We start from the raw sequence: 26,964 nt of genomic DNA, 5'->3' as shown, positions 1-26,964 counted from the left end.
GCACCTGATTGCGGCGCAGAGTCCTGGTAAACCACACCGTGTCGTTTAGCCGATTTTGTCAGGTAAAACCGTCAATCAACTCATTCACTCACATAGAGTGAATTACCCCGATAGCCAATTCTGTGTGACAACTCGAGCGCAGCGGCTGAGATCATTTTTCCCAGTTGCTCTATTTTTTGCCGATCGTCCTTCACTTTAGAAAATAAACTGGCCACGCTGATGGCTGCGCTAACATGTCCGTGGAGATTGTACACCGGCGCTGCGAGGCAAAAGACTTCGCTGTTATGTTCTCGGTCATCGACCGCATAACCTTGCTGTCTGGCCTGGGCGAGTATAGACATAAACTGTGCTTCATCCGTGATCGTATAAGGTGTCACGGGTCGCAGACCACCGGTTCGTTTTAATATTGCGCGCACTTCATCATCGGGCAGGGTGGCGAGAATGGCTTTACCCAACCCCGTACAATACAGCGGGTTACTGGAGCCAATACGCGCCGAGGTTCTGACAGAATTGGGGCTTTCAACCTTGTCCAGGTACACCAGTTCATCTTTATTGAGAATCGCGAGAAAGGCCGTTTCACCTGCGGTTTCAACCAGCTTTTCCAGGGTGGCGTGGGCAACATCGCGAAAAGGCGTTCTGTCGAGATAGTGAGCGCCGGTCTGGAACAGTTTCATACCCAGCCTGAACGTTTTCTGCTTCTCGCTGGTCTGCTCCAGATATCCTTTTTCCAGAAGGGTATACAGAATATCGAACGTCGTACTTTTCGGAATGGACAGAAATTTGCTGATCTCTGAAATAGTGAGATCATCTTTGCTCTGTGCAATCAACTCCATGATTTCCAGTGCCCGCGCGACAGAGCGGTTAATCTTCTCAGACACGTTCTTCCCTCACTGTAGTGTTAATGAGCCGCAGTATAGCCAGGCGGGCTTCATGAACACAATGAAGGAAAAACGTGCAGGGCAGGATGCCGTTGTCATTTATCGGCGCTTGTTATCGTGGAAAGCCCGGATAAATGCCTCAGCCTGACGGGTGATTTTTCCCCATTCACCGTCTTTTACCCACTGTTTGTTTGTCAGTGCGCTCCCGACGCCGACCGCAAACGCGCCCGCATGGGCAAAGCTTGCTGTATTTTCAAGCGTAATGCCGCCCACCGGGATCAGCGCGAGGTTATCCAACGGTCCCTGGATCTCTTTCAGATAATCGATGCCCAGGCTGTTTGCCGGAAAGAGCTTCAGCAAGTCCACGCCAAGGCGACAGGCCTGGAGGATTTCGGATGGCGTCATCACCGCCGGGATCATCAGTCGTTGCTTCTCATGGACCATAGAGACGACATCAGGATTGAAATCGGGCGACAACACGAAATCAGCGCCGGCATCGATCACCAGTTGCGCCATCACGGGATTGATGACGGTACCAGCCCCCACCTTCATCTTATCTCCCATTTTCGTTTTTAGCGCAGTGATACTTTCCAGATAACGTGTGGAATTACACGTCACCTCTATCACCTCAACGCCACCTGCATATAACGCTTCAGCCAAAGGCAAAACAGATTCAGGCTCGATACCGCGCACGATGGCAATCAGTCCGGTCTGTTCTATAGCGTGAATAACGCGATGTTTAATCATTGATAACCTCTGTAAAAAGCCAGGGAGATTTCCCCCTGACGGTATTATTCTTCTACTTTTACCGGCTCTTTTACGATGAACCAGTAACACAGTGCGGCACAGGCCGCGATAATCCCACCGCTGACGAAGGCCAGGGTGTAAGAGCCAGTGACATCAGCAATCAAGCCAGTGGCAAGGGGGGAGAGCGAACCGGCAAAATAACCGCCGAAGTTCTGGATACTGCCGACAGACGCCACCATGGAGGAGGGGGCAACGTCGCCAGGTAACGCCCAGCCGGTCGCGGAGAGCGCGGAAAGCAGTGCCATGGCAATCACCAGCAGCGTTAATGTGGCAAACAGACCATCCACCATCGGCACGGCAATAACGGCAATACCCGCAAGTAATGCAGAGATACTGATGGTGACGCGTTTTGCTTTCAGTGAATCGGTAAAGATATTTTTATCGATTAACCATTTGGAGATGTATCCTCCCATGATGGCGCCGACAATACCGCCGAAATAAGGAATACTGGCATAGATCCCTAATTCTTTAAGCTGAATGTTCTGGGTTTTCATCAAATAGAGCGGCAGGAAGGTGGTGAAAATATTCATCATCCACACATAGCAAAACCAGCCTAATATCATTCCCCAGATGCAGCGGTATTTGAATAAGCCGCCCCAACTGATTTTCTCTGCATCACCTGTCAGTTTTTCTGCGGTGCCACCGCCGCCTTCCTTGATATAATCCAGTTCCTCTTTAGTGATACTCGGGTGTTTTTCCGGCTGGTGATAAGCAAAAATAAAGAACACCACGAAGACCAGGCCAATTGCACCGGCAATATAAAATAAAGAACGCCAGCCAAAAGGCACGATAATGGCCACCAGAATCGGCGGAGCAATGGCCGGCCCCCATTTCGACGCAGCATCCCAGAAACCTGTCGCCAGCGCGCGCTCCTTCTTAGGGAACCAGGACGCAGTGATTTTGGCCGCGCCTGGCCAGCAGGGAGCTTCAGTAATACCTAAAATTCCGCGTGCGAAAATCAGGGTCATCATATTGCTGCATGCCCCCGTCAGCATCGTGGCGCCGCTCCATAACGCAACAGCCCAGCCATACACTTTCTTAGGGCCAAAGCGGTCAACCAGAAAACCGGCCGGGAGTTGGCACAAGGCATAAATCAACGCGAATACCGAACCCAGAAGCCCAATATCCGTATTAGACAGATTCAGTTCTTTCATCATATCGGGCGCGGCGATGGATAAACTCGCGCGATCCAGATAGTTAATAATCCCGCCGATTAATAAGAGGAAAACAACAAACCATCTTTTACCGCCTCTTTTTTTGACTACGGCACTTTCTTTTACGGTTGTGTTCATAACGTAAACCTTTATTTTTGTAGGGTACAAAGGAGTTAAATAATGTTTTTTCGTTTCGCCAGCGCCAGTAATCCCTCTGCGGATAAGGATTTATTTTCCGGCGCGACGGTTATTTTTCCGTTAAACCACGGGTCATGATCGATTAAGGTGGCGAACGCGAATTTAAGAATCTCTTTACCGCACACCACAATGTGCGTATCCGCAGGACAGTCAAATGCCTGGCTGTTTTTAACGGCCTGAAGATCATCCTGCAAGACGGCACCGAGCAGTACGTTCGCTTTCTGATTCAGCGATAAAGCAGCAAACATATCCAGCACGCGAACCGAAAAACAGGTGCGGGAAAGTCCGGTTTGCAGACACTGGCGGGCGCCTTGTAATAGCGAGGGGCTGTCGATGTCGGTCGCGAATTGATGCTGTAAAGAGCTGGCCAGGATCGTATGTCGGGTAATGACTTCCAGAAGCTCACCGCCCATAGTGGTCACGCAGCCTTCAATACGGTTCTGTGCATCAATTTTGACAAATTTGGAATGTGAACCCGGTAAAATAATCAGCGCGGGACCACGGATGTCCAGGCTACTGAGTACGCCAATCGCTTCCGTTTCTTCGCCACGCATCATGTCCATCTGCTCGACGTTATCGAGTGAGACGGCGTCTTTATGATTACGTATGCCAGGAACAAACCAGATGGGTTCATCGCTAATCTCTGGCAGATGCGCGGGAGTCATCCCCGCCGCCAGTTCTTTTAACCCGGCGGGAGCGACAAGATGAGGGATCTCGCATAAACCCACGTTGGAGGTGATCATCCCGGCGGAGAGGTAAATCACCTTCGCGTCGCAAGAGATGCCGGCTTTTTGCTTTACCTCCTGTACGGCGTCGCTGACGCCTTGCATTAACGTGGCCGTGCTGCCGGTAATGGCGGTATCCCGGACGCCTGCACAACGCGCAGCTTCAGCCAGTAATGTTCCGTCCTGCCAGGCGCAGACGCGAGTATTGGTGGTTCCGGTATCAATGGTAATAATGGTCATCCTGCTTTCACCTCACTGCGGGTTAGTTTGTATCTCGCGGGCAATGGCGCTCGCTCCGGTTATTGCCAGCATGTCGATACTTTCTGCATCGGAAATAATGTTGAAATGCGCATTAGGCTGGGCATAATGCGAAAAAATAAAGTGGTATAAGGCGCAGCGTGCTGTATTCCCAATGAGATAGATGTCGCCGTTCAAATTAAATCCCTGGCGTTGAGCATCTGACAGCAGTTTTAAATCGTCGCAGGCCATTGCGCTTTCAAGGAATAATTTCCTCTGCGCCGCGGTACTGGATAAAGAAAACTGTAAGAAGCGCGTCATTAATACGGTACGCAGGAAGCCGCTTTGCGTAACAGAGCGGTACGCCGCATCAATGACCCTTTCATCTAAACCGGCGTCTTCGGCATTCTCTATACTGGCGGCAACGAAAGTCTGTTTCACAATGGCGGCATAAACCTGTCCACTGAGTGACGTGATGCTACCGGCGATTTCTCCTTTTTCGTTAATGGAGATAAGCTTAGTGGTTGAGCCCAGTTCAATCAGCGTGCAGGGCAATGCGGGGTTCCTGGCGAGCAATACGCCTACGGCCTGCGTTTCTTCTCCCCGCATGAGGTCGACGCCACACAGGTTCTGCCACTGGGCCGTCGTTTTATTTTTTATCCCCGGGATCAGTATTACCGGAATATTCACCGGCAGCAGCTTGTTACCGGCGAAGCGCACGGCATGTTTAGCCAGTTGCGCAATATCAGCTGGTGCCTCCCGGTGCGGTATTTCATGAAGTCCCAGATTAGAGGTAATCATTCCTGAGGCGATAATGAATTCAATCGCCTCAGTCGACAGCGAGTGCTTATTGAGCAATTCCCTAATTCCGGAGGTTATCTCCGTTTTCAGAAATTCATTGCTTCCCTTCTCAATCGTGGAATTAACACCGGTCTGAATAACCGTTCTGTCAATGACACGAAGGTCGCCTGAATCCACAAGATACAGTCGTGTTGCCGACGAGCCAGAATCTATAATAATAAACATGGCTATTCCTTTATCGATTAAAGGCTACGGGTTAAAAGATCGCGAAGCGTCTTCGCATCAGGCACGCGTGGGTTATTGTTTAACACCACATTCATCGTGGTCAGCACGTTATTAATGATCCAGTCGAAGTGTTCTTCTTTCACCCCAAGTTCGCTCAGCGTCGGCAGCATATTGATGCCTTTCAGGAAGTCGGTGACGGCGGTAACGCTGCTTTGTGCCGCTTGTTCAATGGTCATTCCCTGCGTGTTTACGCCCATGGCTTGTGCAATGGCGGCAAATTTCTCTGGAGAGGCGGACCAGGTGTATTCAAGGAAGACAGGGTAAACGGCGGCAATCCCTTCTGCGTGCACCACATCCAGTAACCCGCCCATCGGATGTTGTAGCGCGTGCGGCAATGTGGTTCCCGCACAGTCGATCGCCATTCCCGCGAGAGTGCTGGCCTGTGTCACCTTTTCCCAGGCGTCCAGACAGCTCACGTCCTCGTAAACCCGCGGCAGGTTTTTCGCCAGCAGACGAATGGCCTGCAAGGACAGCATTTCACTGAACGGATTTGCGTTGCGCGAGATATAGGATTCGAGAGCATGGAAGAGAACATCAGCGCCAGGGCCTGCGATAACGCGTTTGGGCAGGGTAAGCATCAGTTCAGGATCGATAATAGCGGCGACAGGATAGATCAGCGGATTAACCAGCCCTTTTTTGTCATGCGTTTGTGGATTGGTAAATACGGCAGTCCGGTTCGCTTCGCTGCCGGTGCCGGCAGTGGTGGGGATTAATATCACCGGCAATGCGTGCTGCGCCTGTTTTTTGCCAAACACGTAATTCCAGATACTGCCTTCATTGCAGGCGCAAAAGGCGATGCCTTTTGCCATATCCATTGCACTGCCGCCACCAATCCCAATGATCAGATCGCAGTGTTCATCTCTGGCCAGCGCTGCGCCTTCTTCAACCAGTGTCGAAAGCGGGTTCTGCATAAAGCGATCGTAAATGACAAAGGCAATCCCGGCGTCAGAAAGCAACTGCTGTGCCCGTTCGAGTTGGCCTGTGTGTTTGGTGCTGTCAGACACGACCAGTAGCACGTTCTGCCCGTGCTTCGTGGCTATCTCGCCTAACTTATTGAATTTCCCAGCGCCAAAATAAAACGTTACCGGGTTGCTGTAATCGAATACGCTCATCATTTCTCCGTTTTGTTCGTATATGCGGACTGTGTTCGTGTATGTGATTATGATTGATCTATTCTTGAGCTAAATGCAATTCCTTTTGGTGAAACAATGAGCACTATCACATTTTGAATGTGAAGCACTGGCTGGCGGTTTTCGTCTTGTCGGCTTTGTAAAATCCGCAATCAGTCCTATAGTCCACAGAGTTTCTTTGTTTACAGGATCCTCTAATGCGTTTTAACGGACTGAATAAAGGGTTTTTCCTTTTTCTCCTCGCCATGGTGACATGGGCTTTCTTCGACGTGCTGTCACCGTATTTTTCCGCCATCTTATGGGCTGCGATTCTGACGGTAATCTTCTACCCGGTGAAAAATAAGCTGCGTTCGGCATTGGGGGAGCGTAACGGGGTTGCGTCTCTGTTGACGCTGGGCATTATCTGCTTGATTGTATTCATCCCGTTAATGCTGATCCTCTCCTCGCTCGCCGTTGAATTGAACGTGGTGTATAACAAGCTGCAGAATAATGACGCTCAGTTCCCGGAAGTGGTGGCAAGTTTGTTTGCGCATATGCCAGAGTGGGCGCGTTCGTTTCTTGCCGATCACTCCCTCGACAATGCCGCTGAAATCCAGCAAAAACTGTCTGATGTGGCATTAAAGGGCGGACAATATCTGGCCGGGAGCGCCTTCCTGATTGGCAAAGGCACTTTTGGCTTCGCGATCAGTTTCGGCATCATGCTCTACCTGCTATTTTTCCTGCTCAAGGATGGACCGTTTCTGGTCCGGCAAATCCTCGACTCGCTACCGTTGTCGAATTTCGTTAAGCAACATCTGTTTGCAAAGTTTGCGGCGGTCTCAAGGGCGACGGTAAAAGGCACCGTTGTGGTGGCGATCGTGCAGGGGACGTTGGGGGGGATTGCGTTTTACATTGTCGGTATTGATGGCAGCATACTGTGGGGGGCATTGATGGCGTTTCTGTCACTGATCCCTGCAGTAGGCTCCGCGATCATCTGGGTACCAGCGGCTATCTATCTCTTTTCGACACAGCAACTGTGGCAGGGCTTTTTCATCGTCGGTTTCTTCGTGGTGGTGGTAGGGCTGGTGGATAATATTCTGCGCCCCATTCTGGTCGGCAAAGATACCAAAATGCCTGATTATCTGATTCTTATCACCACGGTGGGGGGAATGGAGATTTACGGCATTAATGGTTTTGTCATTGGCCCTCTCGTTGCCGCGCTGTTTATCGCGTGCTGGAACATTCTTTCCGGGCGCGATCACGAGGGGAATGCCGAAGAGCTCGATAAAGATTTTATCGAGGATGGCATCAGCGAAGACAAGAAATCGCAGTGATCGTCAGCGACCGGATGGTGCGCAGGCTCCATCCGGTTTCGGTTAATGCCCGATCATCCTTGCTTCAGGGATCAGACGGAAGTAAAGCTGCTCCGGCACCGGGCTGTCCCAGACGCCCATCAGCATCGCGAATGCGATAATGGTAAACATTATCCCCAGTAGCAGCAGCGTCATCGCCATACCTGATAACGTTCCTCGCTGTGTTTCAACATTTCCCGTTGGCGTTCGCAGGGAAAATGTCAGCGTTGAAGCCACCGGGCAGGATTCCACACAGCTCATACAGCCGGTGCATTCAACCGTTCGCACCTGAATTAGCTTATCCACCGGGATCTGCGACGGGCAGTTTTTGGCGCATTTTCCGCAGTCGATGCAGCTTTGCGCATTGCGGCGGATTTTGAACGGTGAGAGCAGAGAAAGCAGCCCGAGCAGGGCACCATAGGGACACAGATAACGGCACCATGCGTTGCGAACGAACAGGCTTATTATTATCAGGAGGGCGACGCTCAGCAGGGTGATCGTGCCGATATTGCGAAAAAAATCGAGCATCTTCACATCAATAATAATCCCGTAGGCCGACATCAAAAAAACCTGAATGCCCTGTGCCGGCATCGACAGCGAAATGAAGAGGAAAAAGGCCAGCAGCAGATATTTCAGGCCGCGCAGAGGGATATCCAGCCAACGGGGCAGGGCGAACTGACGACCAAACAATCCCTTGCCCACATCGGCGATGAGTTCAGATAGCGTACCCACCGGGCACAGCCACGAGCAAAACGACTTTTTGAGTAACAGGCTTACCAGCATAAATGCGGCCAGCAGCAGCATGGCGGCGGCGTGAACAGGAGGAAGGATGCCGGTTTCCAGCGTATAGCGCAGATTCATCAGGCCCGCGATGGGCAGCCAACCTTCTATGCCGCCTGGTCGGGGAACGAACAGACTGGTCCCGCCAGTTTCGTAATAACGTACCCAGTAGTAAAACGTCACGCCAATATAAATATTGATCGCCACCAGCAGCCACTGCGTGGCTTTGCGCCAGGTGGAGGCATTACGCCAGTCGTTCCATGGCAGTTTACCGCCGGTTGTCCCAGGACGGCGTTGCCAGCGCTTTCTGCTTTTTTCGCCCATAGCCTTCTGACTTCCATAAAGTGGCATTTTGAATGCTACTATCGTACGGTTAACCCTTTGGGCCAGCGTTGATTTATATCATTGCCTGATAAATGGGCAGCTTATGCTGCCCATAACTTTATGGATGGGGGATAAAACGTGCGAGCCGTTGTCGTAACAGACGGTTTTCCTGGCGTAAATGCGAGTTCTCTTCCAGTAGCGTCAGCGCCACGGCGATCCCCGGCCAGTCGAGCGCCAGTTCTTCACGCAACCGCAGGGCGCGCTGTACCACGGTGGCCGCATGGTCGTCGAACTGCCAACTGTCCGTCGTTGCGGTATAAGGTTCGATGACGCCCAGACCCACGATTTCATTCAGGTCTTCCTCGGTCACGCCGGTGTGCAGGCAAAACTCGGTAACCGTAAAGGTGATGGTGACGTTAGCCATTATGCTCTCCCCCAATCTTTGCGCGGATCAAATCCTGACTGTGCTTCTGCCAACTGTTGCCACAGTGCAGTTGCGCGTTCATCAGGTTTCGGCGGCATCACGATCTTCAGCACGACATACAAATCACCGGTCTGTTTTTTACTGACCAGACCTTTACCTTTGATGCGTAAACGTTGTCCGGCCTGGCTGCCAGGGGGAATGGTGACCAGAATGCTCTCTTTCAGCGTGGGGACGGCAATCTTCGCGCCGAGCGAGGCTTCCCACGGAGCGAGCGGTACTACAATTTCCAGATCCTGATTAACGATATCAAACAGGGGGTGCGGCGCGATGTGGACAACCAGCCACAAATCGCCGTTTGGTCCGCCGTTTTCACCCGGCGTCCCCTGGCCTTTCAGGCGAATGCGCTGACCATTGCCGACGCCAGCCGGAATTTTTACGTTCAGGGTTTTCGGGATTTCACGTTCAATCATGCCAAACGCATTGTAGACCGGCAGGTTATAGCTGATGGTTCGGCTGTGCTCAGCGAGCGTTTCTTCAAGAAAAACCGCGACTTCAATTTCGATATCATGTCCTCGGCTGGCATGGCGCTGGCGCGACTGACGCGCATGCTGACCAAAAATCGAAGAGAAAATGTCGTCAAAGTCATCGGCGTTGTAACTTTGGTTCTCGCCCTGCTGGAACTGGCGGTTGAACTGTGGGTCATTGCGGTGTTGCCAGAGCTGATCGTATTCGGCGCGTCGCTGCTCATCGCTCAGTACTTCCCAGGCTTCAGCGACCTCTTTAAAGCGGGCTTCGGCATCGGGTTCTTTACTGACATCGGGATGATATTTACGGGCCAGTCGGCGGTAAGCGGTCTTGATAGTCTTGAGATCGTCCGTCGGTTTCACGCCCATGATGGCGTAATAATCCTTTAATTCCATAGCGTTCTCTCGGGTTAATCAATACAGGCTGAAGGGATCCCTGAAAAGGTGTCACCGGTAAGTGTAGGGTAATCCTGTCGCGGACGAATGCCAACCAGCGAGACCACATAACTTTACAGCCAGGAGGTTGCGTAAAACACGCCAGTCGCTAAGATAACTCGCGTCAATGAGTGAGGGTGTAATGGCGAAACGTCAACGGATGGGATGGTGGTTCTTCTGCCTGGCATGTGTCGTGGTGATGGTCTGTACCGCGCAGCGCATGGCGGGTCTGCACGCGTTGCAGATGGAGACAACCGCGATTGCGGTAATGGCATCGCCGACATCCGTGACAGATGACGCGTCCCCTGTGACCCCGTGCGAGCTCAGTGCGAAATCCCTGCTTGCCGCGCCACCGGTTATTTTTGAAGGTGCGCTCCTCGCGTTCTGTTTACTCCTTGCTCTGTTAACGCCATTCAGGACGGTACGCTTACCGTTCTTCCCGCAACGCGTTATTTCTCCACCCAGGCTACGGGTCCATCTCAGATTCTGCGTTTTCCGCGAATGACAGACCGGCTGTTTCGTACAGTAAGTTAATCATTCATGGAGAAAAATTATGATGTATGCCATCAGGCAGGGACTGATCTGCCTGTTATTACTCTGGCTGCCCGCGTCGTGGGCGGCAGAGAGCGGCTGGTTGCGTTCCCCGGAGAACGCCTATGCCAGCGTCAGACTGCGCGCCGATACGACAGCAGCGGGGGAAACCCGTCTGCTGATCGACGTCAAACTGGAAAATGGCTGGAAGACATACTGGCGCTCGCCAGGGGAAGGCGGCGTTGCGCCAGCTATCACCTGGAAAGGAGAAATGCCTGCGGTGGACTGGTTCTGGCCGACACCGGACCGTTTTGACGTCGCCGGTATTACCACCCAGGGCTATCACCCGCAGGTCACCTTTCCGCTGACCGTCCGGGGACGTGCACCTGAGCATATTGCCGGTGTGCTGACGCTCTCAACCTGTAGCAACGTGTGTTTGCTGACTGACTACCCGTTTTCGCTCACGGCCTCTCAACAGGATGCCGGGTTTGCGCATGATTATGCTCAGGCGATGGGACGCGTGCCCCTGGCGCACGGTCTGACACAAACCCTGATCGCAGGTGCGCGTGACGGCGAGTTGGTGATCGAGGCGCAGCGCCGCGGTGGCTGGACTGCCCCCGCGTTGTTTCTTGATAGCGTAGAGGACTCGGATTTTGCTAAACCGATGATCCGGGTCGACGGTGACCGACTCCACGCGACGGTGCCGGTTCATGATAGCTGGGGAGAAGGGGCGCCGAATCTGCGCGGCAAATCGCTCACGTTGGTACTGGCGGATAACGGTGTGGCGCAGGAGAGCCAGCTTACCGTTGGTGATGCGCCGGCGGCGGACACCGTCGGGCTACCCCTCTGGCAGGTGGTGCTTATGGCGCTGGCCGGCGGCGCGATCCTCAACCTGATGCCCTGCGTATTGCCGGTATTGGGGATGAAGCTGGGTTCGATTTTGCTCGTCGAGGAGAAAAATCGTCGCCAGATACAACGGCAGTTCCTCGCGTCGGTCGGCGGTATTCTGGTCTCCTTTATGGCGCTGGCATTACTGATGACCGTGCTACGGCTGAGCAATCAGGCGCTGGGGTGGGGGATCCAGTTCCAGAATCCGTGGTTTATTGGCGTAATCGCGCTGGTGATGCTGGCCTTCAGCGCCAGTTTGTTCGGTCTGTTTGAATTCCGCCTGCCGTCAGCAATGACCACCCGACTGGCGACTTACGGCGGCAATGGCCTGGCGGGGCATTTCTGGCAGGGCGCATTCGCCACGCTGCTGGCGACACCGTGCAGCGCACCGTTTCTCGGTACGGCAGTGGCGGTGGCGCTGACGGCATCGCTGCCCGTGCTGTGGGGGCTTTTCTTCGCCCTCGGCGTTGGGATGAGTCTGCCGTGGCTGCTGGTCGCACTGCGTCCGGGTCTGGCGCTTCGTCTGCCGCGACCGGGACGCTGGATGAACGGACTGCGACGCCTGCTCGGCTTAATGATGCTCGGTTCGGCCCTCTGGCTGGCAACGCTGCTCCTGCCACATCTCGGTTTTACCTCCCAGAGCGCAGCGAAAGAACGCGTCCTTTGGCAACCGCTTAGCGAGCAGGCGATTACCGATGCGCTTGCGCAGCATAAACGCGTATTTATCGATGTGACCGCCGACTGGTGCATCACCTGTAAGGTTAATAAATACAACGTACTGAACACCGATGCGGTGCAGGCAGCGCTACAGCAACCGGATGTGGTGGCCCTGCGCGGCGACTGGACGCTGCCGTCTGATGAGATCACGGCGTTTCTGAAATCACGCGGCCAGGTTGCCGTACCGTATAACCAAATTTATGGCCCTGGCCTGCCGAAAGGTCAGGCACTGCCGACGATATTGACGCGCGACGATCTGTTAGAAACGCTGACTGAAGCGAAAGGAGAAACGCCATGAAATCCCTGATCATCCTGTTATTTTCCCTGCTCAGCGCGTTCAGCTTCGCTAAAGAAGCCGCGCCGTTTACCCCGGAGCAGGAAAAGCAGATCGAAGCCCTCATTCAGGAGGCGTTGTTTAACGATCCTGCCAGTCCGCGCTTTGGCGCAAAACAGGCAAAACTGACGCTGGTGAATTTTACCGATTACAACTGTCCGTACTGCAAACAGCTTGATCCGCTGCTGAAGAAACTGGTGGCGAAATATCCTGACGTGGCGGTGATTATCAAACCGCTGCCGTTTAAAGGCGAAAGCTCAGTGCTGGCTGCGCGAACAGCGCTTACCACCTGGCGCGAGCATCCACAGCAGTTCCTCGCGCTGCATGAAAAACTGATGCAAAAGAAGGGATATCACACTGACGCCAGCATTAAACAGGCACAGGAAAAATCGGCTGCCAGTCCGGTCACGCTGGATGAAAAAAGCAATGAAACGCTGAGTACCAATCTGCAACTGGCGCGACTCGTCGGCGTTCAGGGCACGCCCGCGACGATCGTAGGCGATGAGCTGATCCCAGGCGCCGTTTCCTGGGAGGTGCTTGAAGAGATCGTTAAAGAAAAACGGGCGGTGGCAAATGGTCAGTAAGCTGCGGCGTTGGCTGTATGAAGGTGTGATTTTTCTGCTCCTGTTGGCGGGTGGACTGTGGCTGATGGATATCTGGCGTGCGCCACAGGCCCCAACGGCTTTCGCCAGTACGCCGCTTTATACGCTGGATGGTGAACGGGTGACGCTGGCGGCTTTAAGCGAGGAAGAGCCGCTGCTCATCTATTTCTGGGCCACCTGGTGTGGCGTTTGCCGCTATACCACACCGGATGTTGCCCGCTTGCAGGCACAGGGAAAGAACGTGCTGACCATCGCGCTGCGTTCGGGAGATGAGCAGACGCTCACACGCTGGCTGGCGCGCAAACAATTCACCTTTCCTGTGGTCAATGATGCCAATGGCGCACTTTCCCGCCGTTGGGATATCAGCGTCACCCCCACGCTGATCGTGGTGTCGAAAGGGCAGGTGGTTTCCACGACCAGCGGCTGGACCAGCTATTGGGGGATGCTCCTGCGGCTAGGGTGGACGAAACTCAGTTGAGTAAAAACCGGGGAAACCCGGTTTTTTTACACTGTGAAATAGCCGCAATCACATTCCGCTCAAATATTTAAAGCGAAAAGTAAATGGGCTGAACCTATATTTTTGCGGTTTTTATCATTGCAAATTACGATGGGTGATGGCATATCATGTGGCGATATAACGATGTTAATACTTACAGGGATTATAAAGAAATGCGCAAGGGTAAAGTTATTATTGCATCAATGATGGTGCTTTGTGTCCTTATTTTTCTTATCGCGATCGCCGGGTTTATGTTGTTTCAGGGGGAAATGACAGAGCCGACGGCAGAAGAAAAAAACGTCGCTGTTTTACAGGCCGCAGGCTTACTTAAGACAGATTCTCAGGATAAAAAATCGCGAGATAACCTGTATCAGCGTTCAATTATCGTGCGCACAGTAAATCTGGATTCCGGCGACTGGGTGACGGATAAAACGGCCGTACAGAGATGTGAAAAACTCACTCCGGAGCAGGACCCTGCGCAGATTCGTCAGCGCTGTATGTTGGCGGAAGTTTATCTGGTGAAAGATAAGTATAATAAGATTCAGCAGGTTATCATCCCTGTTTCGGGCAAAGGGGCGAAATCAATGATGCACGCCTTTCTCTCTTTGGGGCTGGACGGCCGGACGGTGAACAATCTGTATTATTATCAGCAGCGAGAGACGCCATTTCTGGGGGCCAGAGTGAAAGATGAAAGCTGGCGTCAACAATGGCCGGGGAAAAAAGTGGCTGATGATAATGGAATACCTGCGTTGAAAATAGTTCAGGAGAAGTCAGGGAAGAATAATGAATATACCGTTGATGGTATTTCGGGTGCGACGCTGACCTCAACGGGCGTTGAGAAGAGTATTAACTACTGGATCAGTGAGCAGGGTTATGGCCCATTTTTGCAGCGACTGAAACAGGATCCAGAGATGTTGAATCGATGAATAATGTGCGCCTGCGGATAATTTAATTTAAACCACCAGGCGTAGTATCATTAATTTTTTATGACTTTACGCAACGCACTTATTCAATTCCTGACGGTGACTCGGAGTATTACCCACCGTCAGAACCTTCCTTTCGTCACATATCTATGAAATAAATTTACATAACTTGTCACCTGTTGACATTTTTATGATCCAGGTCATGTACAGCGTCAGTAAAAATCGATAATGATAATAATTATCATTTGTGTTCTTTGGTGCGTATCGTGCGTAAGTTTTACCTCTCACTGCTGATGACTCTCTTCACTCTGCTCATAAGCGTTAGCGTATGGGCCACGACAAACTATGCTCCGTTTATTGAGGATATTGAGCAACGTCTTGATAAAACAGCAGAACTCTATTCACAGCAACAGCCCGATGAGGCGCGCCGCACGGTACAGATGGCCTATTTTGAGGTGTTCGAAAATCTTGAAGGCCCGATCCGTATCAACATTTCCGCCAGTAAAAGTTACGAAATGGAGAGTGCTTTCGGTGAAATCCGACGGATGATTGGCGAGAAAAAACCGCTCGCTGATGTGCAGTCGAGAATTGACTGGTTGAAAGCATCACTGCGTGAGGTTGAACCGGTGCTGGACGGCGGACACCGACTGGTGGCGGAAGAGCAGCACACCGCGCTCACCCGAACGGATATTGCAGTCCACTGGCAAGAGAGCTTCCGTATTATCGACGATCTGCTGGCCCAGGCGGTGAATGACTATCAGGCCGGAAACTACGCCCCGGCCAGTCAACACGTTCAGCAGGCGCACTATCAGGGATTCAAAAACACTGAGATGGAAATGTCGATCAGGCAGAATCGCTCAGCCAAAGATGCCGCTGCCATCAACCAGCAGTTTTCCGCGCTGATTGCTCTTGCCGCCCAACCCGATCGCCTCAACGACGTCTCTTATCAGGTCACCACGCTGTTACAGGATATTGAGGATATTCTGCCCGGCTTGCCGACAACCCGCGACGAACAGCAGGTTGCTGCACCACAAACGGCTGTCAACAGCCCCGCGGCGGCACAGGAGAGTACCCGCACAAACTGGGGGGAAGTGGCAGGCGGAATCAATCAGAGCATTCAGGACGCCATTGCACGGTATCAACGTGGCGAGGCGCAGAATGCCATTCTGGATGTTCAGGACAGCTATTTCGATCGCTTCGAAGCCAGCGGCATGGAAAACAAAATTGGCTCGCGTGATTCAGCGTTCAAAACCACGCTGGAAGCCTACTTCACCCGTCTGGTCAGTCTGATGAAGGCCGGTCAGCCGGCAGAAAGACTCCAGTCAGAAGCGAGCGCGCTCGGGCAGGATCTGCAAAAAGCGGTGACGATGCTTGGCGAAGGGGAAGAGACGCAATGGAGCCTGCTGCTTTATAGCCTGATGATCATCGTCCGTGAAGGGCTGGAAGCCCTGCTGATCGTGGCGGCGATTGTTGCCTACATGGTGAAAAACAATCATCAGGATAAGCTGCCGCTGATTCGTCAGTCGGTGATCGTCGCCCTGGTCGCCAGCGTGGTAACCGCCGTGATTTTCCAGTTGCTGTTCACCAACTCGGGTGCCAGTCGGGAGTTACTGGAAGGCATTACGATGCTGATTGCGGTGGTGATGCTGTTCTTCATGAGTTACTGGCTGCTGTCCAAAGTGGAAGCCCGACACTGGAAGGCCTGGCTGGAAGGTAAGCTGTCTCACTCGCTGTCGAAAGGGTCGCTGGTGGGACTATGGCTGACCAGTTTCCTCGCCGTCTATCGCGAAGGGGCCGAAACGGTTCTGTTCTACTACGCCCTGATCGGCGATGCCAGGGATGTTGCCGGACACATGGCGATCGGCGCGGGCTTTTTTATTGGTTGCATTGTGCTACTGGCGGCGTGGCTGGTCATGCGTTACTCGGTGGTGCGTCTGCCGCTGAAACCCTTCTTTATGTTTACCGGCAGTTTCATGTACCTGATGGCCTTCGTGTTTGCGGGCAAAGGCGTGCTGGAACTGGTGGAAGGCAAACTGTTCCAGCCAACGTTGATTAACGGCTTGCCGGAAATCAGCTGGCTGGGGATTTATCCCTATGTGGAAACGCTGCTACCGCAGGCAGTATTACTGCTCGCTGCGCTGGTTGCGCTGTGGGTTATGCGGCGAAAAAGCGCCATTCCCGGGGACACAATAAAAAACACGCTGTAGTTGTGATTTTAGACGAGAGGATATGTCTGATGACCATGAAGAAAACCCTGATTGCCAGTGCAGTGATAGCCGGAATTTTCACCGCACCGGCAGCGTTCGCTTTCAAAGAGTACCCGGCGGGCGAGCCTGTCGTGATGAATGAAATGGAGCTGGCCGCCGTTTATCTGCAGCCGATTGATATGGAACCTCGCGGTATGGGCTTACCGGCAGCCAAAGCCGATATTCACCTTGAGGCGGATATTCACGCGGTTGAAGGCAGTAAAAACGGCTTTGGCGCAGGCGAGTGGATCCCGTATCTGACCATCAGCTACACCCTGGTCAACAGCGATACCGGTGAAAAACAAGAAGGGACGTTTATGCCGATGGTCGCCAGCGATGGCCCTCACTATGGCGCGAACGTCAAGATGATGGGGGTGGGCAACTACAAAGTGACTTACCACATTGAACCGCCATCCAAAGCGGGGATGCACCGTCACACCGACAGTGATACCGGCGTCGGTCGCTGGTGGAAACCGTTTGATGTGAGCTACGAATTTAAATACGTCGGTCTGAACTAAGAAAACCGATGCGCCGGGATGCTAAATCATCCCGGCCGAGTCAATCCGCTGTTCTGAGTCGATGTCATGAGTTACTTTTTCGTCACCACGTTACAGGTCTTTTTTTGCATCGCGCTACTCTCCGGTGTTCTCTGGAGTCGAAACGATCCCCCTTCTTTACGGCCTCTGGGCTGGACGCTGCTTACTGGCCTGCTGACCGGCGTGCTTGCAGGGTTGACGCTGCGTGGTTCACAGCCGGTACAGCTGTTACTGGTCGGAACGGAAGTGATGGTCACGCTGCTGTTTGTGCTCAGCTTCTGGTGGGTCGGCAACCGCGTGCGCTATCTGTGGCAGGGGGTTCTGGTCTTTGGCGCAGCGCGTCACTGGGTGCTCGACCCGAATCTCGGTGGCTTAACCAGCACACATGTCCTGAATACTGAACTGCTGCTGAATGTGACGTCAGTGGTCCTCGCCTTCGCGACCCTCTGTCTGGCAGGTGTGCTTTGCGCCATGCTGCTGCGCCGTATCCGTGTGCTGTACTGGCCGTTCACCCTCATTCTGCTGGTCATGCTGTGGCTGCCGTTGAGCGGTAATTTGCTGTTGCTGTTGATGAAGCTACAGATACTGCCGCTGGCGAAAACACTGCTGAGCTTTGTGGCAAAAGTGACCAATAATACGTCAGCCTATAACTGGATGGCGGTGGGATTGCTGCTGATTCTGGCACTGTGCTGGCTGCCGTCGTTGCTGAGTGCCCATCGCCAGACGCGGGCAACAGAAGAACCGATCGCACATCGCCTGGCGCTGGCCCAGAGGCGGAATGCGCTACGGCTTTGGCTGGTCACCCTCGGCTGTGCCGTGGTGGTGATTGCCGGGCAACTGTGGTGGGACAACGTCGCGTCTCAACCGCCGCAGCTTTCGCAAGCCATCCCGGTCACGCTGGCCAGCGACGGCAGCATCCATTTACCTGTTGAGCAACTGCGTGACGGTAAGCTACATCGCTTTGTCTGGGTGGCTGACGATGGCAAAGCCGTGCGCTTTTTCGTCATCAACCGTTATCCCGACAAACTGCGCTTTGGCGTGGTGTTTGATGCCTGTCTGCTGTGTGGCGATCAGGGCTATGTGATGGAAGGCAATCAGGTGATTTGCGTTGCCTGCGGGGTACATATTTTTATCCCTTCCATTGGCAAACCCGGCGGCTGTAATCCGGTGCCGATTGAAAACTGGCGCAACGATGAAAAAGAGCTGGTGATCCCCGGTAAAGAACTGGCCGCTGGCGTGAACTACTTCTCGACGGTGATGACCATTCAGGTGACCGATCCGGTTGACGGCTCAACGCTGACCAATACGGCAGCCGACTTCAAATACAGCTACGGCGGTAAGACCTGGTTCTTCTCTTCCGAAGCGAACTATGACCGTTTTCGCAAGACGCCTGAACAATTTGTCCCTGCTGAACTGAGGGAGGAGTAACGATGCTGTGGCGAATGTTACGACAATCCTGGGGACGCAACCTGCGGCGTAAAGGGCTGGCGATTATCACGGTCTTTCTTGCAGCCAGCCTGATCTCTGCGCTGCTGGCGGTGTCTATCGACATCGGTGACAAAATGTCGAGGGAGCTCAAATCCTACGGCGCGAACATCCTGATTGAGCCAGCCGGACAAGCGGCATTGCCTGCGCTGTTTAGCGAAAGCAGTAATCCGCTCTCGGGGCAGGATTTCCTTGATGAAGCTGAATTGCCAAATATCAAAGATATTTTCTGGCGCAATAACATTGTCGGTTTTTCGCCGATGCTGGGCGGTGAAGTCACTGTTAATGGTAACCCGGTGCGCATTCTCGGGACGTTCTTCAGTCAACCGGTCGATATTCCGGATGAAGAGGGATATGAAACCGGACAGAAAACGGTCAGTCCGTTCTGGCAGGTGACCGGCGACTGGCCGCAGGAAGGAGAGAACAGTCCACCGCAAACGCTGGTGGGACACGCGCTGGCACGACAAACAGGATGGAAAGCGGGTGATACGCTGCTACTAAACAACGCGGATACAACAGTCCGTGTCACCGTCAGCGGGATCCTCTTAAGCGGCGGTGAGGAAGATAACCAACTGGTGATGCCGCTCGCGATTGCGCAGACGTTGTTGGGGTTGCCCGGTAAGGTGCAGGCCATTCGTGTTTCGGCGCTGACGGTACCGGAAAATGAGCTTTCACGTCGCGCACGGGAAAATCTGGATGCGCTCAATGCGGAAGAGTACGACCTCTGGTACTGCACTGCTTATGTTTCTTCTATCGCCCACCAACTGGAGGAGGCGATCTCCGGGGCAGAGGTGCGCCCGGTCTGGCAGGTCGCGGCATCTGAAGGGGTGGTGATTGATAAAATTCAGCTGCTGATGGCGGTGGTGACGATTGCCGCGCTGGCGGCATCGGCAATGGGGATCGCCTCGCTGATGACGAGCACCATAATGGAACGCGCCAAAGAGATCGGTCTGATGAAGGCGCTTGGCGCGCGCCAGTGGCAGATTATGCTGCTGTTTTATCTGGAAGCCGCCTCCAGTGGACTGGCGGGCGGGGCGCTGGGATGTGTTGCCGGATGGGGACTGGCGAAAGCGATTGGCGTGATGCTGTTCGACGCGCCGCTCGATTTCGCCTGGATTGTGGTGCCGTGTGTACTGGTGGTTGCGGTGTTGATTGCCCTGATCGGCACCTGGTTCCCGGCACGGCGCATTGCGCGACTCTATCCCGTGGAGGTGCTGTATGGCCGCTAAACAGACAATGCTCTGGCTGCTGGTGTGGCGGGCGCTGCGCCTGCGCTTTCAGCGGGTCAGCGTGGTTTTTGCCGCGCTGATGGTGGGAGCGACCATCGTGACGGCGCTGAGCGCGGTATGGTTCGACATCAATACCAAAATGAGTGAAGAGTTGCGTACCTTCGGTGCCAACTTCTACATCGGGCCGGGACACGGCGCGAGTATGCCGCAGCAGGCGCTACAAACCATTCTGGATGACGCGCCACAGGGATTGGTTCACGGTGCCAGTCCGTGGCTGTACGGCATGGCGCGAACCGAACTGGAAAAAGTCGTGATCGTCGGCGTCTGGTTCGAATCGCTGCAAAAACTGGTGCCGTACTGGCAGGTACAGGGCAGCTGGATTGGCGTCAGCTTTGACGATCGCAACGCGATGATTGGCGTCAAACTGGCGGAGCGCCTCAACGTTCAACCCGGCGATACTATCGCACTGGTCGATCATAACCAACGGAAAATGCTGCAGATTAAAGGCATTGTTGAAGCGGGCGACGCCACGGACAACATGCTGATCGTCAGTCTCGACGTGGCGCAAGCCTGGCTGCATCAGCCAGGAAAAATCAGCCATGGGCTGTTGAGCGTGAGTAATGATGTCGGCCAGGTGGATCGCTATGCCAGCCGCCTGCAAAACCAGTACCCGGATCTGGAGATTCGCCCGGTGCGTAAGGTTTCCGCCTCAGAAGGGCAGGTGCTGGATAAGATCAAAGGGTTGATGGGACTGGTATCGCTGGTGATTCTGGCGCTCTCTTCCCTGTGCGTGAATACTACCCTGATGGCGATAGTCGGCGAGCGTGCCCGCGAGTTCGCCCTGCAAAAAGCGCTGGGTGCCAGCAATGGCGACATCGTACGGCAAATCTTGCTGGAAACCTGCATTATCGCCCTTGCAGCCGTGGTGGGCGGCTGGTTGTTGGGTTATTTGCTGGCGCAACTGCTGGGACTAACGGTATTCAACGCGGCGATCTCGCTGCGTCTGCCGGTGCTGCCCCTCACCCTCGTATTGTCTTTACTGGTCGCCGTTCTGGCGGCGATTGTTCCGGTACGGCGCGCGGTCAGCGTCGAACCTGCAAAAGTGCTGAAAGGAGAGTAGCGCCATGTCCGTGACGCAGATTCCACTGGTGGCGATCGAAACACGTCACCTTTATAAACGGTTCGGCGACGTTACCGCTCTGGATGATATTAACCTGCGGATTACGCAAGGGGAGTTCGTCGCCATTATGGGGGCCTCCGGCTCCGGAAAAACGACGCTGATGAACATTCTCACCTGTCTGGATACCGCAACAGAAGGTCAGGTGTTCCTTGACGGAACGGATGCTGCCGCGCTGGACGAAGAGGGGCGTCGCCGTTTTCGCGCCGAGAAGATTGGTCTGGTGTTCCAGCAATTCCACCTCATTCCCTTTTTAACCGCGCTGGAAAATATCATGCTGGCACAGCACTACCACAGCGTGGTGGACGAGGCGGCGGCCAGAAACGTGCTGGAGCAGGTCGGTCTTGGGCACCGCGTCACCCATTTACCCAGCCAGCTTTCCGGTGGGGAGCAGCAGCGCGTCTGTATTGCGAGGGCGCTGGTGAATGAACCACCGGTCATTTTTGCGGATGAACCGACGGGCAACCTCGATGAAGAGAATGAACAGCGGGTGTTGGATTTGCTTACCGATTTACACCGTCAGGGGCGCACGATAGTCATGGTGACGCATAACCCGGCGCTTGGGCAGTTTGCCGATCGTATTTTACGTCTGCAACACGGAAAGTATCAGGGAGAGGAGACGATGCAACATGCGCGGGCTTAACGTTTTCATTCTTGCACTGGCGGTGCTGATCGGTGGTTGTAAAGAGGAAAAGCTGGCCGTAGGCGAAACGGCGCCGGCGCTGGCGGCCTTCGATTTACAGGGCAAGTCGTCCGGACTGGACCGCTGGCAGGGAAAATCGATCTACCTGAACTTCTGGTCGGCAGGCTGCGGTGGCTGTCTGGCGGAGATGGATTCGCTGGAAACGCTCAGCCAGCGATGGGGCGATAGTGTGGTAGTGGTGGCGGTGAATACCGATCCGGAAACGGTCAGCCTGGATGCGCTACTGGCGAAGCATCAGGTATCGTATCCGGTCCTTCGCGACCAGATGAAGATCACTCAGGAACGCTATCAGGTCATCGGCACGCCGACCTCGGTCCTGATTGACCCGCAGGGGCGGGTGCTGGAATGGCATCAGGGAATGCGTAAACCGGCGGAATTAGCCGCCACGTTCGCCCGCCTCGCGGGGCGATAAGTTTCGGTGGAGGGATACCGCTGATGGCATTTATCTGGAACGACGAGAGCCTGGCTCTCCTGCGTGAAAACGCGGGCGTCCTCTCGACGCAGCACATTGCGCAGATGTTGGGTACCAATGTGACAGCGGTGCGCAATATGGCTTACCGGCTGAAACTCAGCCTGCGCGTATCGGCGTATAACCAGACGAGAATTCAACAGATACAGGCGCTGTATGAATCCGATGAACCGCTGACCATGAAGGAAATTGCCGTACGAACCGGGCTGACGTTCAGCACGGTACAGTACATTGTCTATGTCAAACTGAAGCATAAGCCCTACGCCACTCGCGAATATATCTCTTTTGAGACGCAGGATGCGGTGCATTACCGTGTGCAAAAAGAGTTCGTCGATACCGAGCGTTCGCGACTGCAGCAACCGATGGATAATAGCCGTTTTCAGGAATTGTATCTCAAAGATGGGACAGCCTATTGCGCGCGTAACATCCGCCATGAAGTCATTATCTCTGAATAGCTGAAAGCATATTTCGTTCGCTGACGAAGCAAGCATCGTCGCGGGCATTCAGGATGGGTCATCTTCTCTTCACAGGACTCTGAAGCATGACCCTTCATTTTGCATTCGACACCGAGCAGGTCGTGATGGTTGCCTTAACTTTTGTCCTTGCGGGGATGGTCAAAGGCGTCACCGGCATGGGGTTGCCTACCGTGGCGATGGGGATCCTCGGCTCGCTGATCTCACCGGTTGCGGCGGCTGCTATGCTGCTGTTGCCTTCGCTGATCGGCAATTTGTTTCAGTTCGGTGGTGGCGGAAATACCCGGATGTTGCTCAAACGGCTATGGCCGATGCTGCTAACGGTGGTAATTGCTACACTGTTGGCCAGCGTCTGGATCGCCGGCGGCGACACCGACCGTACGCAGTTTGCGCTGGGGCTGGCGCTGATGGTGTATGCGATCTGGACTCTGGCAGGAAAACGGATCGCGGTCGCACCGCAGCGTGAAAAACCGCTCTCCCTGGTCGTCGGATTCGCCACGGGGCTGTTGACCGGCGGGACAGGCGTCTTTGTGATGCCGGCGGTGCCGTGGATCCAGTCGCTGGGCTTTGAGAAGGATGAACTGGTTCAGGCGCTCGGTATCTCTTTTACTTTTTCCACGCTGGCGTTAGCACTTGGATTATGGTGGCATGGCGCGCTCCCCGTGCAGTCTCTGCACTTATCGGCATTCGCCATCGTTCCGGCGCTGATTGGACAATGGGCTGGCACCCGTATCCGGCGGGTTATCTCGCCAGTCGTGTTTAAACGATGTTTTCTGTTTTGTCTGATGGGGCTGAGTATCGAAATGATGCTCCGTGCTGTGACGTAATGACGAAATCGTGCCATGGTTAAATCCTCCCCGAGTCTGAGAGGTCTGTATGACGTCAATAGTCGTAGAGGAAGAAGACGGCGAACTGGAATCGCGAATGGCGCTGACGGCGGCGGTGATGGCGGACAAATCGCGATCCCGGATGCTGTGTGCGCTGATGGATGGTCGGGCATGGACAGCGACGGAACTGAGCGCGGTGGCGGATGTGTCGGCCTCTACCGCCAGTGCGCACCTGGCCCGTCTGTGCGAGCAGCGGTTCGTGGTGTCCCTCGCCCAGGGGCGCCACCGCTATTTTCGCCTCGCAAGCGCTGACATTGCCGAACTACTGGAGCGCCTGATGGGTGTTGCCTGGGCATCCACGGTGTCGCGCAAAATCACCACGCCGCTGAGTTTGCGTCACGCACGGACCTGCTATGATCATCTGGCGGGAGAAGTGGCGGTGAAATTGTTTGATACGCTGATTGCCCGGCAATGGCTGACGGCGGACGGTGAAACGCTGACGCCTCTGGGTGAGGAGAAACTGGCGGAACTGGGCGTCGTGGTCCAGGTTGGCGCATCACGGCGCAAATTTAGCTGCGGCTGTCTGGACTGGAGCGAGCGACGTTATCATCTGGGGGGAGTACTCGGCGCAGCATTATTGACCAGGCTTCACGAGCAGCGGTGGATCAAAACAGCGCCGGGAAGCCGCCACGTGACCTTCACGCCGTCCGGGATCCGCAAGCTGCAGATAATATTTGGCATCAATGTAATGCGCTGAATCCCCATTTTGCGGTCTCGTTCCCGGAAAAGTGTCATATATCTGTCACACTTATGAATGACGAATAACAACACGAGGTCGTAGGGATGAACAAATCGTTAATTGCCGCCGCTGTGGCAGGGGTTGTAATGCTGTCTTCTGCCGCGCAGGCGCAAACCGCGCCGGAAGGCTATCAGCTACAGCAAGTATTGATGATGAGTCGACACAACTTACGTGCGCCGTTGGCCAATAATGGCAGCGTGCTGGAGCAGTCCACTCCGAATAAGTGGCCTGAATGGGATGTGCCGGGCGGACAACTCACCACCAAAGGCGGTGTGCTCGAAGTGTATATGGGCCATTACATGCGTGAATGGCTGGCAGAGCAGGGGATGGTGAAATCCGGCGAGTGCCCGGCACCGGATACGGTCTATACCTATGCCAACAGTTTGCAGCGCACGGTTGCGACCGCTCAGTTCTTTATCACCGGCGCGTTCCCGGGCTGTGATGTCCCGGTACATCACCAGGAAAAAATGGGTACCATGGACCCGACCTTTAACCCGGTGATCACTGATGATTCTGCGGCCTTCCGTGAGAAAGCCGTACAGGCGATGGAAAAAGAGCGCAGCCAGATGCAACTTGATGACAGCTACAAGTTGCTGGAGCAGCTGATCAATTACAAAGACTCGCCGTCGTGCAAAGAAAAACAGCAGTGTTCTCTGACTGAGGCCAAAGATACCTTCAGCGCGAATTATGAACAGGAGCCGGGCGTCTCCGGACCGCTAAAAGTGGGTAACTCGCTGGTGGACGCCTTCACGCTGCAATACTACGAAGGGTTCCCGATGGATCAGGTGGCCTGGGGCGAAATTAAATCCGATCAGCAGTGGAAGGTGTTGTCGAAGCTGAAAAATGGCTACCAGGACAGCCTGTTTACCTCTCCGGAAGTCGCGCGTAATGTTGCGAAACCGCTGGTGAAATACATCGACAAAACGCTGGTGACCGATCAGACGAAAGCACCGAAAATCACCGTGCTGGTGGGGCATGACTCCAACATCGCTTCGCTGCTCACCGCACTGGAGTTCAAACCTTATCAGTTGCATGATCAGAACGAACGCACGCCAATTGGCGGCAAAATAGTCTTCCAGCGCTGGCATGACAGTAAAGCCAACCGCGATCTGATGAAAATTGAGTATGTATATCAGAGTTCAGATCAGCTTCGTAATGCGGATGTGCTGACACTGAAAGCACCGGCGCAACGAGTGACGCTGGAGCTGAAAGGGTGTCCGATTGATGCGAACGGTTTCTGTCCAATCGACAAGTTTGACGCGCTGTTGAATGAGGCGGCGAAATAAGTAAGATTCCCCCGCGTCGGCGCTGAGGGCTCCCCACAAACTCAGCGCTAATAAACCAGCACCATACTTCGGTAGGCTCTGGCGAGGCGGGTTAGAACAGTGCTCAGCACTGTTCGTTTTAAAACAAGCGGAGAATGTCTAAGGATATTCTCCGCTAATGTCAGATACGATATAACTCTTCTCGACTTCAGGCTGTTCGCCTGATATCTCAGATGTAATCCTTTATTTTCAGCATGATAACCCAACAGTCACATCACTATTGTCGCCAGGGTTACCAGCAGGCTCAGGCACACCACCGGGCCAGCGATAACCCGTAACGCGAGACGGCGCAAACGAACGAATACACACCTGATCGTTTTGGTTGCCACCCAGCAGCATCAAATAACCGTTAGGCGCACGACCAACCACAAACCCAGCATGGCCGCCGCTGTCGCGGGTCAGAACCGCAATACAACCGAGTGCGCCGGAGTTTGCAGGGTGTTACCCCATTCGAGATAGGATTTTGCAGGCTCGTAGCGGGTCGATTTAACGCCAGCGCGTTCCAGTATTGCGCCAACGAACGCAGCACACCAGAGCGTTTCATCATCTTTGATACCGCTGCGCTTAATGTCTTTCCAGAACTGCAGAATTTCCGCGTTGTGCTGCGGTCCTTTTGTTTCTTCCATGTGAACGCGCCACGCCCAGCCATTCACTGAATAAGGCGGGCATAATATTTATTGATTAGTCGATAATCCATTATTTATTATATAGATAGTGGTTTATCATGAGTCGCAATTAGTTACAAAACCACGCAACTTATCGGCGTAATGTTTCCCTTGCAAACTGTTAAGCCAATAAGGAAATTTTTATGCCATGGAATAAAAGTGAAGCCGTTTCATATGCCCGTAACCACGCCCAACCCCAAACAACCCACTATTGCGCACGCGCTGTTGCGGCAGCCATTCGTGCGGGAGGAGTGAAAATTGAAGGGGCTAATGCAAAGAATTTCGGGCGTTCTCTGGAAAAGGCAGGATTCACTAAGGTATATGGCACCCCGATAGCTGGTGATGTTGCTGTTATTGATGCTTTGCCCGGCCCTAATCAGTATGGGCATGTATGCATTTACGATGGCGCCGGAACCTGGTATTCAGATTTCAAGCAAAGAACAATGTACCCGGGTCCAGCGTATCGCCAATTACAACCTGCAGTAACCATATACAGACACGACTAA

At 53.9% G+C, this 26,964-nt stretch carries 28 protein-coding genes and 1 pseudogene; 18 read left to right on the top strand and 11 right to left on the bottom strand.

The window, feature by feature from the left end; all coding sequences use genetic code 11:
• Positions 1-80: 80 nt before the first annotated feature.
• The 6 genes from KE671_RS06330 to KE671_RS06305 all read right to left on the bottom strand — a co-directional run bounded on the left by KE671_RS06330 (position 81) and on the right by KE671_RS06305 (position 6,200).
• Positions 81-878 carry an IclR family transcriptional regulator gene (locus KE671_RS06330; protein WP_206162210.1) on the bottom strand — a complete coding sequence of 266 codons (798 nt, stop codon included), beginning with the start codon at positions 876-878 and terminating at the stop codon, positions 81-83.
• A 99-nt stretch (positions 879-977) separates the two neighbouring features.
• On the bottom strand, positions 978-1,625 hold the full coding sequence (locus KE671_RS06325) for a bifunctional 4-hydroxy-2-oxoglutarate aldolase/2-dehydro-3-deoxy-phosphogluconate aldolase (protein ID WP_206162209.1): 648 nt from the start codon (positions 1,623-1,625) through the stop codon (positions 978-980).
• 44 nt (positions 1,626-1,669) lie between these two features.
• Complete coding sequence (locus KE671_RS06320; protein WP_042319813.1) at positions 1,670-2,977, bottom strand: MFS transporter; 1,308 nt, start codon at positions 2,975-2,977, stop codon at positions 1,670-1,672.
• A gap of 35 nt (positions 2,978-3,012) precedes the next feature.
• The gene (locus KE671_RS06315) at positions 3,013-4,002 is read right to left on the bottom strand and encodes a 2-dehydro-3-deoxygalactonokinase (RefSeq protein ID WP_206162208.1); all 990 of its coding nucleotides are present in this window, start codon (positions 4,000-4,002) and stop codon (positions 3,013-3,015) included.
• 12 nt (positions 4,003-4,014) lie between these two features.
• Positions 4,015-5,025, bottom strand: coding sequence for a 2-dehydro-3-deoxygalactonokinase (locus KE671_RS06310; protein ID WP_206162207.1), 1,011 nt, complete (start codon positions 5,023-5,025; stop codon positions 4,015-4,017).
• 17 nt (positions 5,026-5,042) lie between these two features.
• Complete coding sequence (locus KE671_RS06305; RefSeq protein WP_206162206.1) at positions 5,043-6,200, bottom strand: iron-containing alcohol dehydrogenase; 1,158 nt, start codon at positions 6,198-6,200, stop codon at positions 5,043-5,045.
• Between the two features lie 212 nt (positions 6,201-6,412).
• Here KE671_RS06305 and KE671_RS06300 point away from each other — a divergent pair, with 212 nt between their 5' ends.
• Positions 6,413-7,528: an AI-2E family transporter gene (locus KE671_RS06300; protein WP_206162205.1), complete on the top strand. Its 1,116-nt coding sequence runs from the start codon at positions 6,413-6,415 to the stop codon at positions 7,526-7,528.
• Positions 7,529-7,570: 42 nt separating this feature from the next.
• Here KE671_RS06300 and KE671_RS06295 read toward each other — a convergent pair whose 3' ends face one another.
• The 3 genes from KE671_RS06295 to cbpA form a co-directional block, all read right to left on the bottom strand.
• Positions 7,571-8,650 carry a 4Fe-4S binding protein gene (locus KE671_RS06295; RefSeq protein ID WP_206162204.1) on the bottom strand — a complete coding sequence of 360 codons (1,080 nt, stop codon included), beginning with the start codon at positions 8,648-8,650 and terminating at the stop codon, positions 7,571-7,573.
• A gap of 118 nt (positions 8,651-8,768) precedes the next feature.
• Complete coding sequence (gene cbpM / locus KE671_RS06290) at positions 8,769-9,074, bottom strand: chaperone modulator CbpM (protein ID WP_206162203.1); 306 nt, start codon at positions 9,072-9,074, stop codon at positions 8,769-8,771.
• The gene (cbpA, locus tag KE671_RS06285) at positions 9,074-9,994 is read right to left on the bottom strand and encodes a curved DNA-binding protein (RefSeq protein WP_206162202.1); all 921 of its coding nucleotides are present in this window, start codon (positions 9,992-9,994) and stop codon (positions 9,074-9,076) included. The genes cbpM and cbpA overlap by 1 nt, the downstream gene beginning before the upstream one ends.
• Before the next feature lie 181 nt (positions 9,995-10,175).
• On the opposite strand from cbpA, the gene KE671_RS06280 reads away from it, so the two are divergent.
• The 16 genes from KE671_RS06280 (at position 10,176) to agp (ending at position 25,754) form a co-directional block, all read left to right on the top strand.
• The gene (locus KE671_RS06280; protein ID WP_206162201.1) at positions 10,176-10,538 is read left to right on the top strand and encodes a copper resistance protein; all 363 of its coding nucleotides are present in this window, start codon (positions 10,176-10,178) and stop codon (positions 10,536-10,538) included.
• 48 nt (positions 10,539-10,586) lie between these two features.
• Positions 10,587-12,467, top strand: a complete 1,881-nt coding sequence (locus KE671_RS06275; RefSeq protein ID WP_206162200.1) for a protein-disulfide reductase DsbD domain-containing protein — start codon at positions 10,587-10,589, stop codon at positions 12,465-12,467.
• A complete protein-coding gene (locus KE671_RS06270) occupies positions 12,464-13,087 on the top strand; it encodes a DsbA family protein (RefSeq protein ID WP_206162199.1) in 624 nt (207 codons plus the stop codon). The genes KE671_RS06275 and KE671_RS06270 overlap by 4 nt, the downstream gene beginning before the upstream one ends.
• Positions 13,077-13,583 (top strand): protein disulfide oxidoreductase, encoded by a 507-nt coding sequence (locus KE671_RS06265; RefSeq protein ID WP_206162198.1) that lies wholly within the window; start codon positions 13,077-13,079, stop codon positions 13,581-13,583. The genes KE671_RS06270 and KE671_RS06265 overlap by 11 nt, the downstream gene beginning before the upstream one ends.
• Before the next feature lie 191 nt (positions 13,584-13,774).
• On the top strand, positions 13,775-14,527 hold the full coding sequence (gene nqrC / locus KE671_RS06260) for an NADH:ubiquinone reductase (Na(+)-transporting) subunit C (protein ID WP_206162197.1): 753 nt from the start codon (positions 13,775-13,777) through the stop codon (positions 14,525-14,527).
• Between the two features lie 290 nt (positions 14,528-14,817).
• Complete coding sequence (locus tag KE671_RS06255) at positions 14,818-16,731, top strand: FTR1 family iron permease (protein ID WP_206162770.1); 1,914 nt, start codon at positions 14,818-14,820, stop codon at positions 16,729-16,731.
• 29 nt (positions 16,732-16,760) lie between these two features.
• A complete protein-coding gene (locus KE671_RS06250) occupies positions 16,761-17,288 on the top strand; it encodes an iron transporter (protein ID WP_206162196.1) in 528 nt (175 codons plus the stop codon).
• Between the two features lie 66 nt (positions 17,289-17,354).
• On the top strand, positions 17,355-18,734 hold the full coding sequence (locus KE671_RS06245; protein ID WP_206162195.1) for a Fe-S-containing protein: 1,380 nt from the start codon (positions 17,355-17,357) through the stop codon (positions 18,732-18,734).
• A gap of 2 nt (positions 18,735-18,736) precedes the next feature.
• Positions 18,737-20,020, top strand: a complete 1,284-nt coding sequence (locus KE671_RS06240; RefSeq protein ID WP_206162194.1) for an ABC transporter permease — start codon at positions 18,737-18,739, stop codon at positions 20,018-20,020.
• On the top strand, positions 20,010-21,140 hold the full coding sequence (locus KE671_RS06235; RefSeq protein ID WP_206162193.1) for an ABC transporter permease: 1,131 nt from the start codon (positions 20,010-20,012) through the stop codon (positions 21,138-21,140). The genes KE671_RS06240 and KE671_RS06235 overlap by 11 nt, the downstream gene beginning before the upstream one ends.
• 4 nt (positions 21,141-21,144) lie before the next feature.
• Entirely contained in the window at positions 21,145-21,840 is a 696-nt protein-coding gene (locus KE671_RS06230) for an ABC transporter ATP-binding protein (RefSeq protein ID WP_206162192.1), read from the top strand.
• Positions 21,827-22,312, top strand: a complete 486-nt coding sequence (locus tag KE671_RS06225; RefSeq protein ID WP_206162191.1) for a TlpA family protein disulfide reductase — start codon at positions 21,827-21,829, stop codon at positions 22,310-22,312. The genes KE671_RS06230 and KE671_RS06225 overlap by 14 nt, the downstream gene beginning before the upstream one ends.
• A 23-nt stretch (positions 22,313-22,335) precedes the next feature.
• Positions 22,336-22,824, top strand: a complete 489-nt coding sequence (locus KE671_RS06220; RefSeq protein ID WP_206162190.1) for a hypothetical protein — start codon at positions 22,336-22,338, stop codon at positions 22,822-22,824.
• Between the two features lie 86 nt (positions 22,825-22,910).
• Positions 22,911-23,669 carry a sulfite exporter TauE/SafE family protein gene (locus KE671_RS06215; protein ID WP_206162189.1) on the top strand — a complete coding sequence of 253 codons (759 nt, stop codon included), beginning with the start codon at positions 22,911-22,913 and terminating at the stop codon, positions 23,667-23,669.
• A gap of 49 nt (positions 23,670-23,718) precedes the next feature.
• Positions 23,719-24,426: an ArsR/SmtB family transcription factor gene (locus tag KE671_RS06210; RefSeq protein WP_206162188.1), complete on the top strand. Its 708-nt coding sequence runs from the start codon at positions 23,719-23,721 to the stop codon at positions 24,424-24,426.
• An 86-nt stretch (positions 24,427-24,512) separates the two neighbouring features.
• Complete coding sequence (agp, locus tag KE671_RS06205) at positions 24,513-25,754, top strand: bifunctional glucose-1-phosphatase/inositol phosphatase (RefSeq protein ID WP_206162187.1); 1,242 nt, start codon at positions 24,513-24,515, stop codon at positions 25,752-25,754.
• Between the two features lie 47 nt (positions 25,755-25,801).
• Here the strand turns inward: agp and KE671_RS22785 are convergent.
• A pseudogene (locus KE671_RS22785) lies at positions 25,802-26,056 on the bottom strand (IS4 family transposase); the annotation flags it as partial.
• Between the two features lie 135 nt (positions 26,057-26,191).
• A complete protein-coding gene (locus tag KE671_RS22965) occupies positions 26,192-26,419 on the bottom strand; it encodes a hypothetical protein (RefSeq protein ID WP_349291235.1) in 228 nt (75 codons plus the stop codon).
• Positions 26,420-26,601: 182 nt separating this feature from the next.
• Between KE671_RS22965 and KE671_RS06195 the strand changes: the two genes are divergently transcribed.
• On the top strand, positions 26,602-26,964 hold the full coding sequence (locus KE671_RS06195; protein WP_206162186.1) for a CHAP domain-containing protein: 363 nt from the start codon (positions 26,602-26,604) through the stop codon (positions 26,962-26,964).

It is taken from the genome of Citrobacter amalonaticus (genome assembly GCF_018252635.1).
Taxonomy (GTDB): Bacteria; Pseudomonadota; Gammaproteobacteria; order Enterobacterales; family Enterobacteriaceae; genus Citrobacter_A; species Citrobacter_A amalonaticus_E.
The sequence above is the reverse complement of the archived record's forward strand: the minus strand, read 5'-3'. Positions and strand labels throughout refer to the sequence as shown.

Excerpts from the sequence above, each read along its gene's own strand:
- KE671_RS06325 (WP_206162209.1), bottom strand. The coding sequence starts at position 1,625 with ATGATTAAACATCGCGTTATTCACGCTATAGAACAGACCGGACTGATT.
- KE671_RS06320 (WP_042319813.1), bottom strand. The coding sequence starts at position 2,977 with ATGAACACAACCGTAAAAGAAAGTGCCGTAGTCAAAAAAAGAGGCGGT.
- KE671_RS06315 (WP_206162208.1), bottom strand. The coding sequence starts at position 4,002 with ATGACCATTATTACCATTGATACCGGAACCACCAATACTCGCGTCTGC.
- KE671_RS06310 (WP_206162207.1), bottom strand. The coding sequence starts at position 5,025 with ATGTTTATTATTATAGATTCTGGCTCGTCGGCAACACGACTGTATCTT.
- KE671_RS06305 (WP_206162206.1), bottom strand. The coding sequence starts at position 6,200 with ATGATGAGCGTATTCGATTACAGCAACCCGGTAACGTTTTATTTTGGC.
- KE671_RS06300 (WP_206162205.1), top strand. The coding sequence starts at position 6,413 with ATGCGTTTTAACGGACTGAATAAAGGGTTTTTCCTTTTTCTCCTCGCC.
- KE671_RS06295 (WP_206162204.1), bottom strand. The coding sequence starts at position 8,650 with ATGGGCGAAAAAAGCAGAAAGCGCTGGCAACGCCGTCCTGGGACAACC.
- cbpM (WP_206162203.1), bottom strand. The coding sequence starts at position 9,074 with ATGGCTAACGTCACCATCACCTTTACGGTTACCGAGTTTTGCCTGCAC.
- cbpA (WP_206162202.1), bottom strand. The coding sequence starts at position 9,994 with ATGGAATTAAAGGATTATTACGCCATCATGGGCGTGAAACCGACGGAC.
- KE671_RS06280 (WP_206162201.1), top strand. The coding sequence starts at position 10,176 with ATGGCGAAACGTCAACGGATGGGATGGTGGTTCTTCTGCCTGGCATGT.
- KE671_RS06275 (WP_206162200.1), top strand. The coding sequence starts at position 10,587 with ATGATGTATGCCATCAGGCAGGGACTGATCTGCCTGTTATTACTCTGG.
- KE671_RS06270 (WP_206162199.1), top strand. The coding sequence starts at position 12,464 with ATGAAATCCCTGATCATCCTGTTATTTTCCCTGCTCAGCGCGTTCAGC.
- KE671_RS06265 (WP_206162198.1), top strand. The coding sequence starts at position 13,077 with ATGGTCAGTAAGCTGCGGCGTTGGCTGTATGAAGGTGTGATTTTTCTG.
- nqrC (WP_206162197.1), top strand. The coding sequence starts at position 13,775 with ATGCGCAAGGGTAAAGTTATTATTGCATCAATGATGGTGCTTTGTGTC.
- KE671_RS06255 (WP_206162770.1), top strand. The coding sequence starts at position 14,818 with ATGACTCTCTTCACTCTGCTCATAAGCGTTAGCGTATGGGCCACGACA.
- KE671_RS06250 (WP_206162196.1), top strand. The coding sequence starts at position 16,761 with ATGACCATGAAGAAAACCCTGATTGCCAGTGCAGTGATAGCCGGAATT.
- KE671_RS06245 (WP_206162195.1), top strand. The coding sequence starts at position 17,355 with ATGAGTTACTTTTTCGTCACCACGTTACAGGTCTTTTTTTGCATCGCG.
- KE671_RS06240 (WP_206162194.1), top strand. The coding sequence starts at position 18,737 with ATGCTGTGGCGAATGTTACGACAATCCTGGGGACGCAACCTGCGGCGT.
- KE671_RS06235 (WP_206162193.1), top strand. The coding sequence starts at position 20,010 with ATGGCCGCTAAACAGACAATGCTCTGGCTGCTGGTGTGGCGGGCGCTG.
- KE671_RS06230 (WP_206162192.1), top strand. The coding sequence starts at position 21,145 with ATGTCCGTGACGCAGATTCCACTGGTGGCGATCGAAACACGTCACCTT.
- KE671_RS06225 (WP_206162191.1), top strand. The coding sequence starts at position 21,827 with ATGCGCGGGCTTAACGTTTTCATTCTTGCACTGGCGGTGCTGATCGGT.
- KE671_RS06220 (WP_206162190.1), top strand. The coding sequence starts at position 22,336 with ATGGCATTTATCTGGAACGACGAGAGCCTGGCTCTCCTGCGTGAAAAC.
- KE671_RS06215 (WP_206162189.1), top strand. The coding sequence starts at position 22,911 with ATGACCCTTCATTTTGCATTCGACACCGAGCAGGTCGTGATGGTTGCC.
- KE671_RS06210 (WP_206162188.1), top strand. The coding sequence starts at position 23,719 with ATGACGTCAATAGTCGTAGAGGAAGAAGACGGCGAACTGGAATCGCGA.
- agp (WP_206162187.1), top strand. The coding sequence starts at position 24,513 with ATGAACAAATCGTTAATTGCCGCCGCTGTGGCAGGGGTTGTAATGCTG.
- KE671_RS22965 (WP_349291235.1), bottom strand. The coding sequence starts at position 26,419 with ATGGAAGAAACAAAAGGACCGCAGCACAACGCGGAAATTCTGCAGTTC.
- KE671_RS06195 (WP_206162186.1), top strand. The coding sequence starts at position 26,602 with ATGCCATGGAATAAAAGTGAAGCCGTTTCATATGCCCGTAACCACGCC.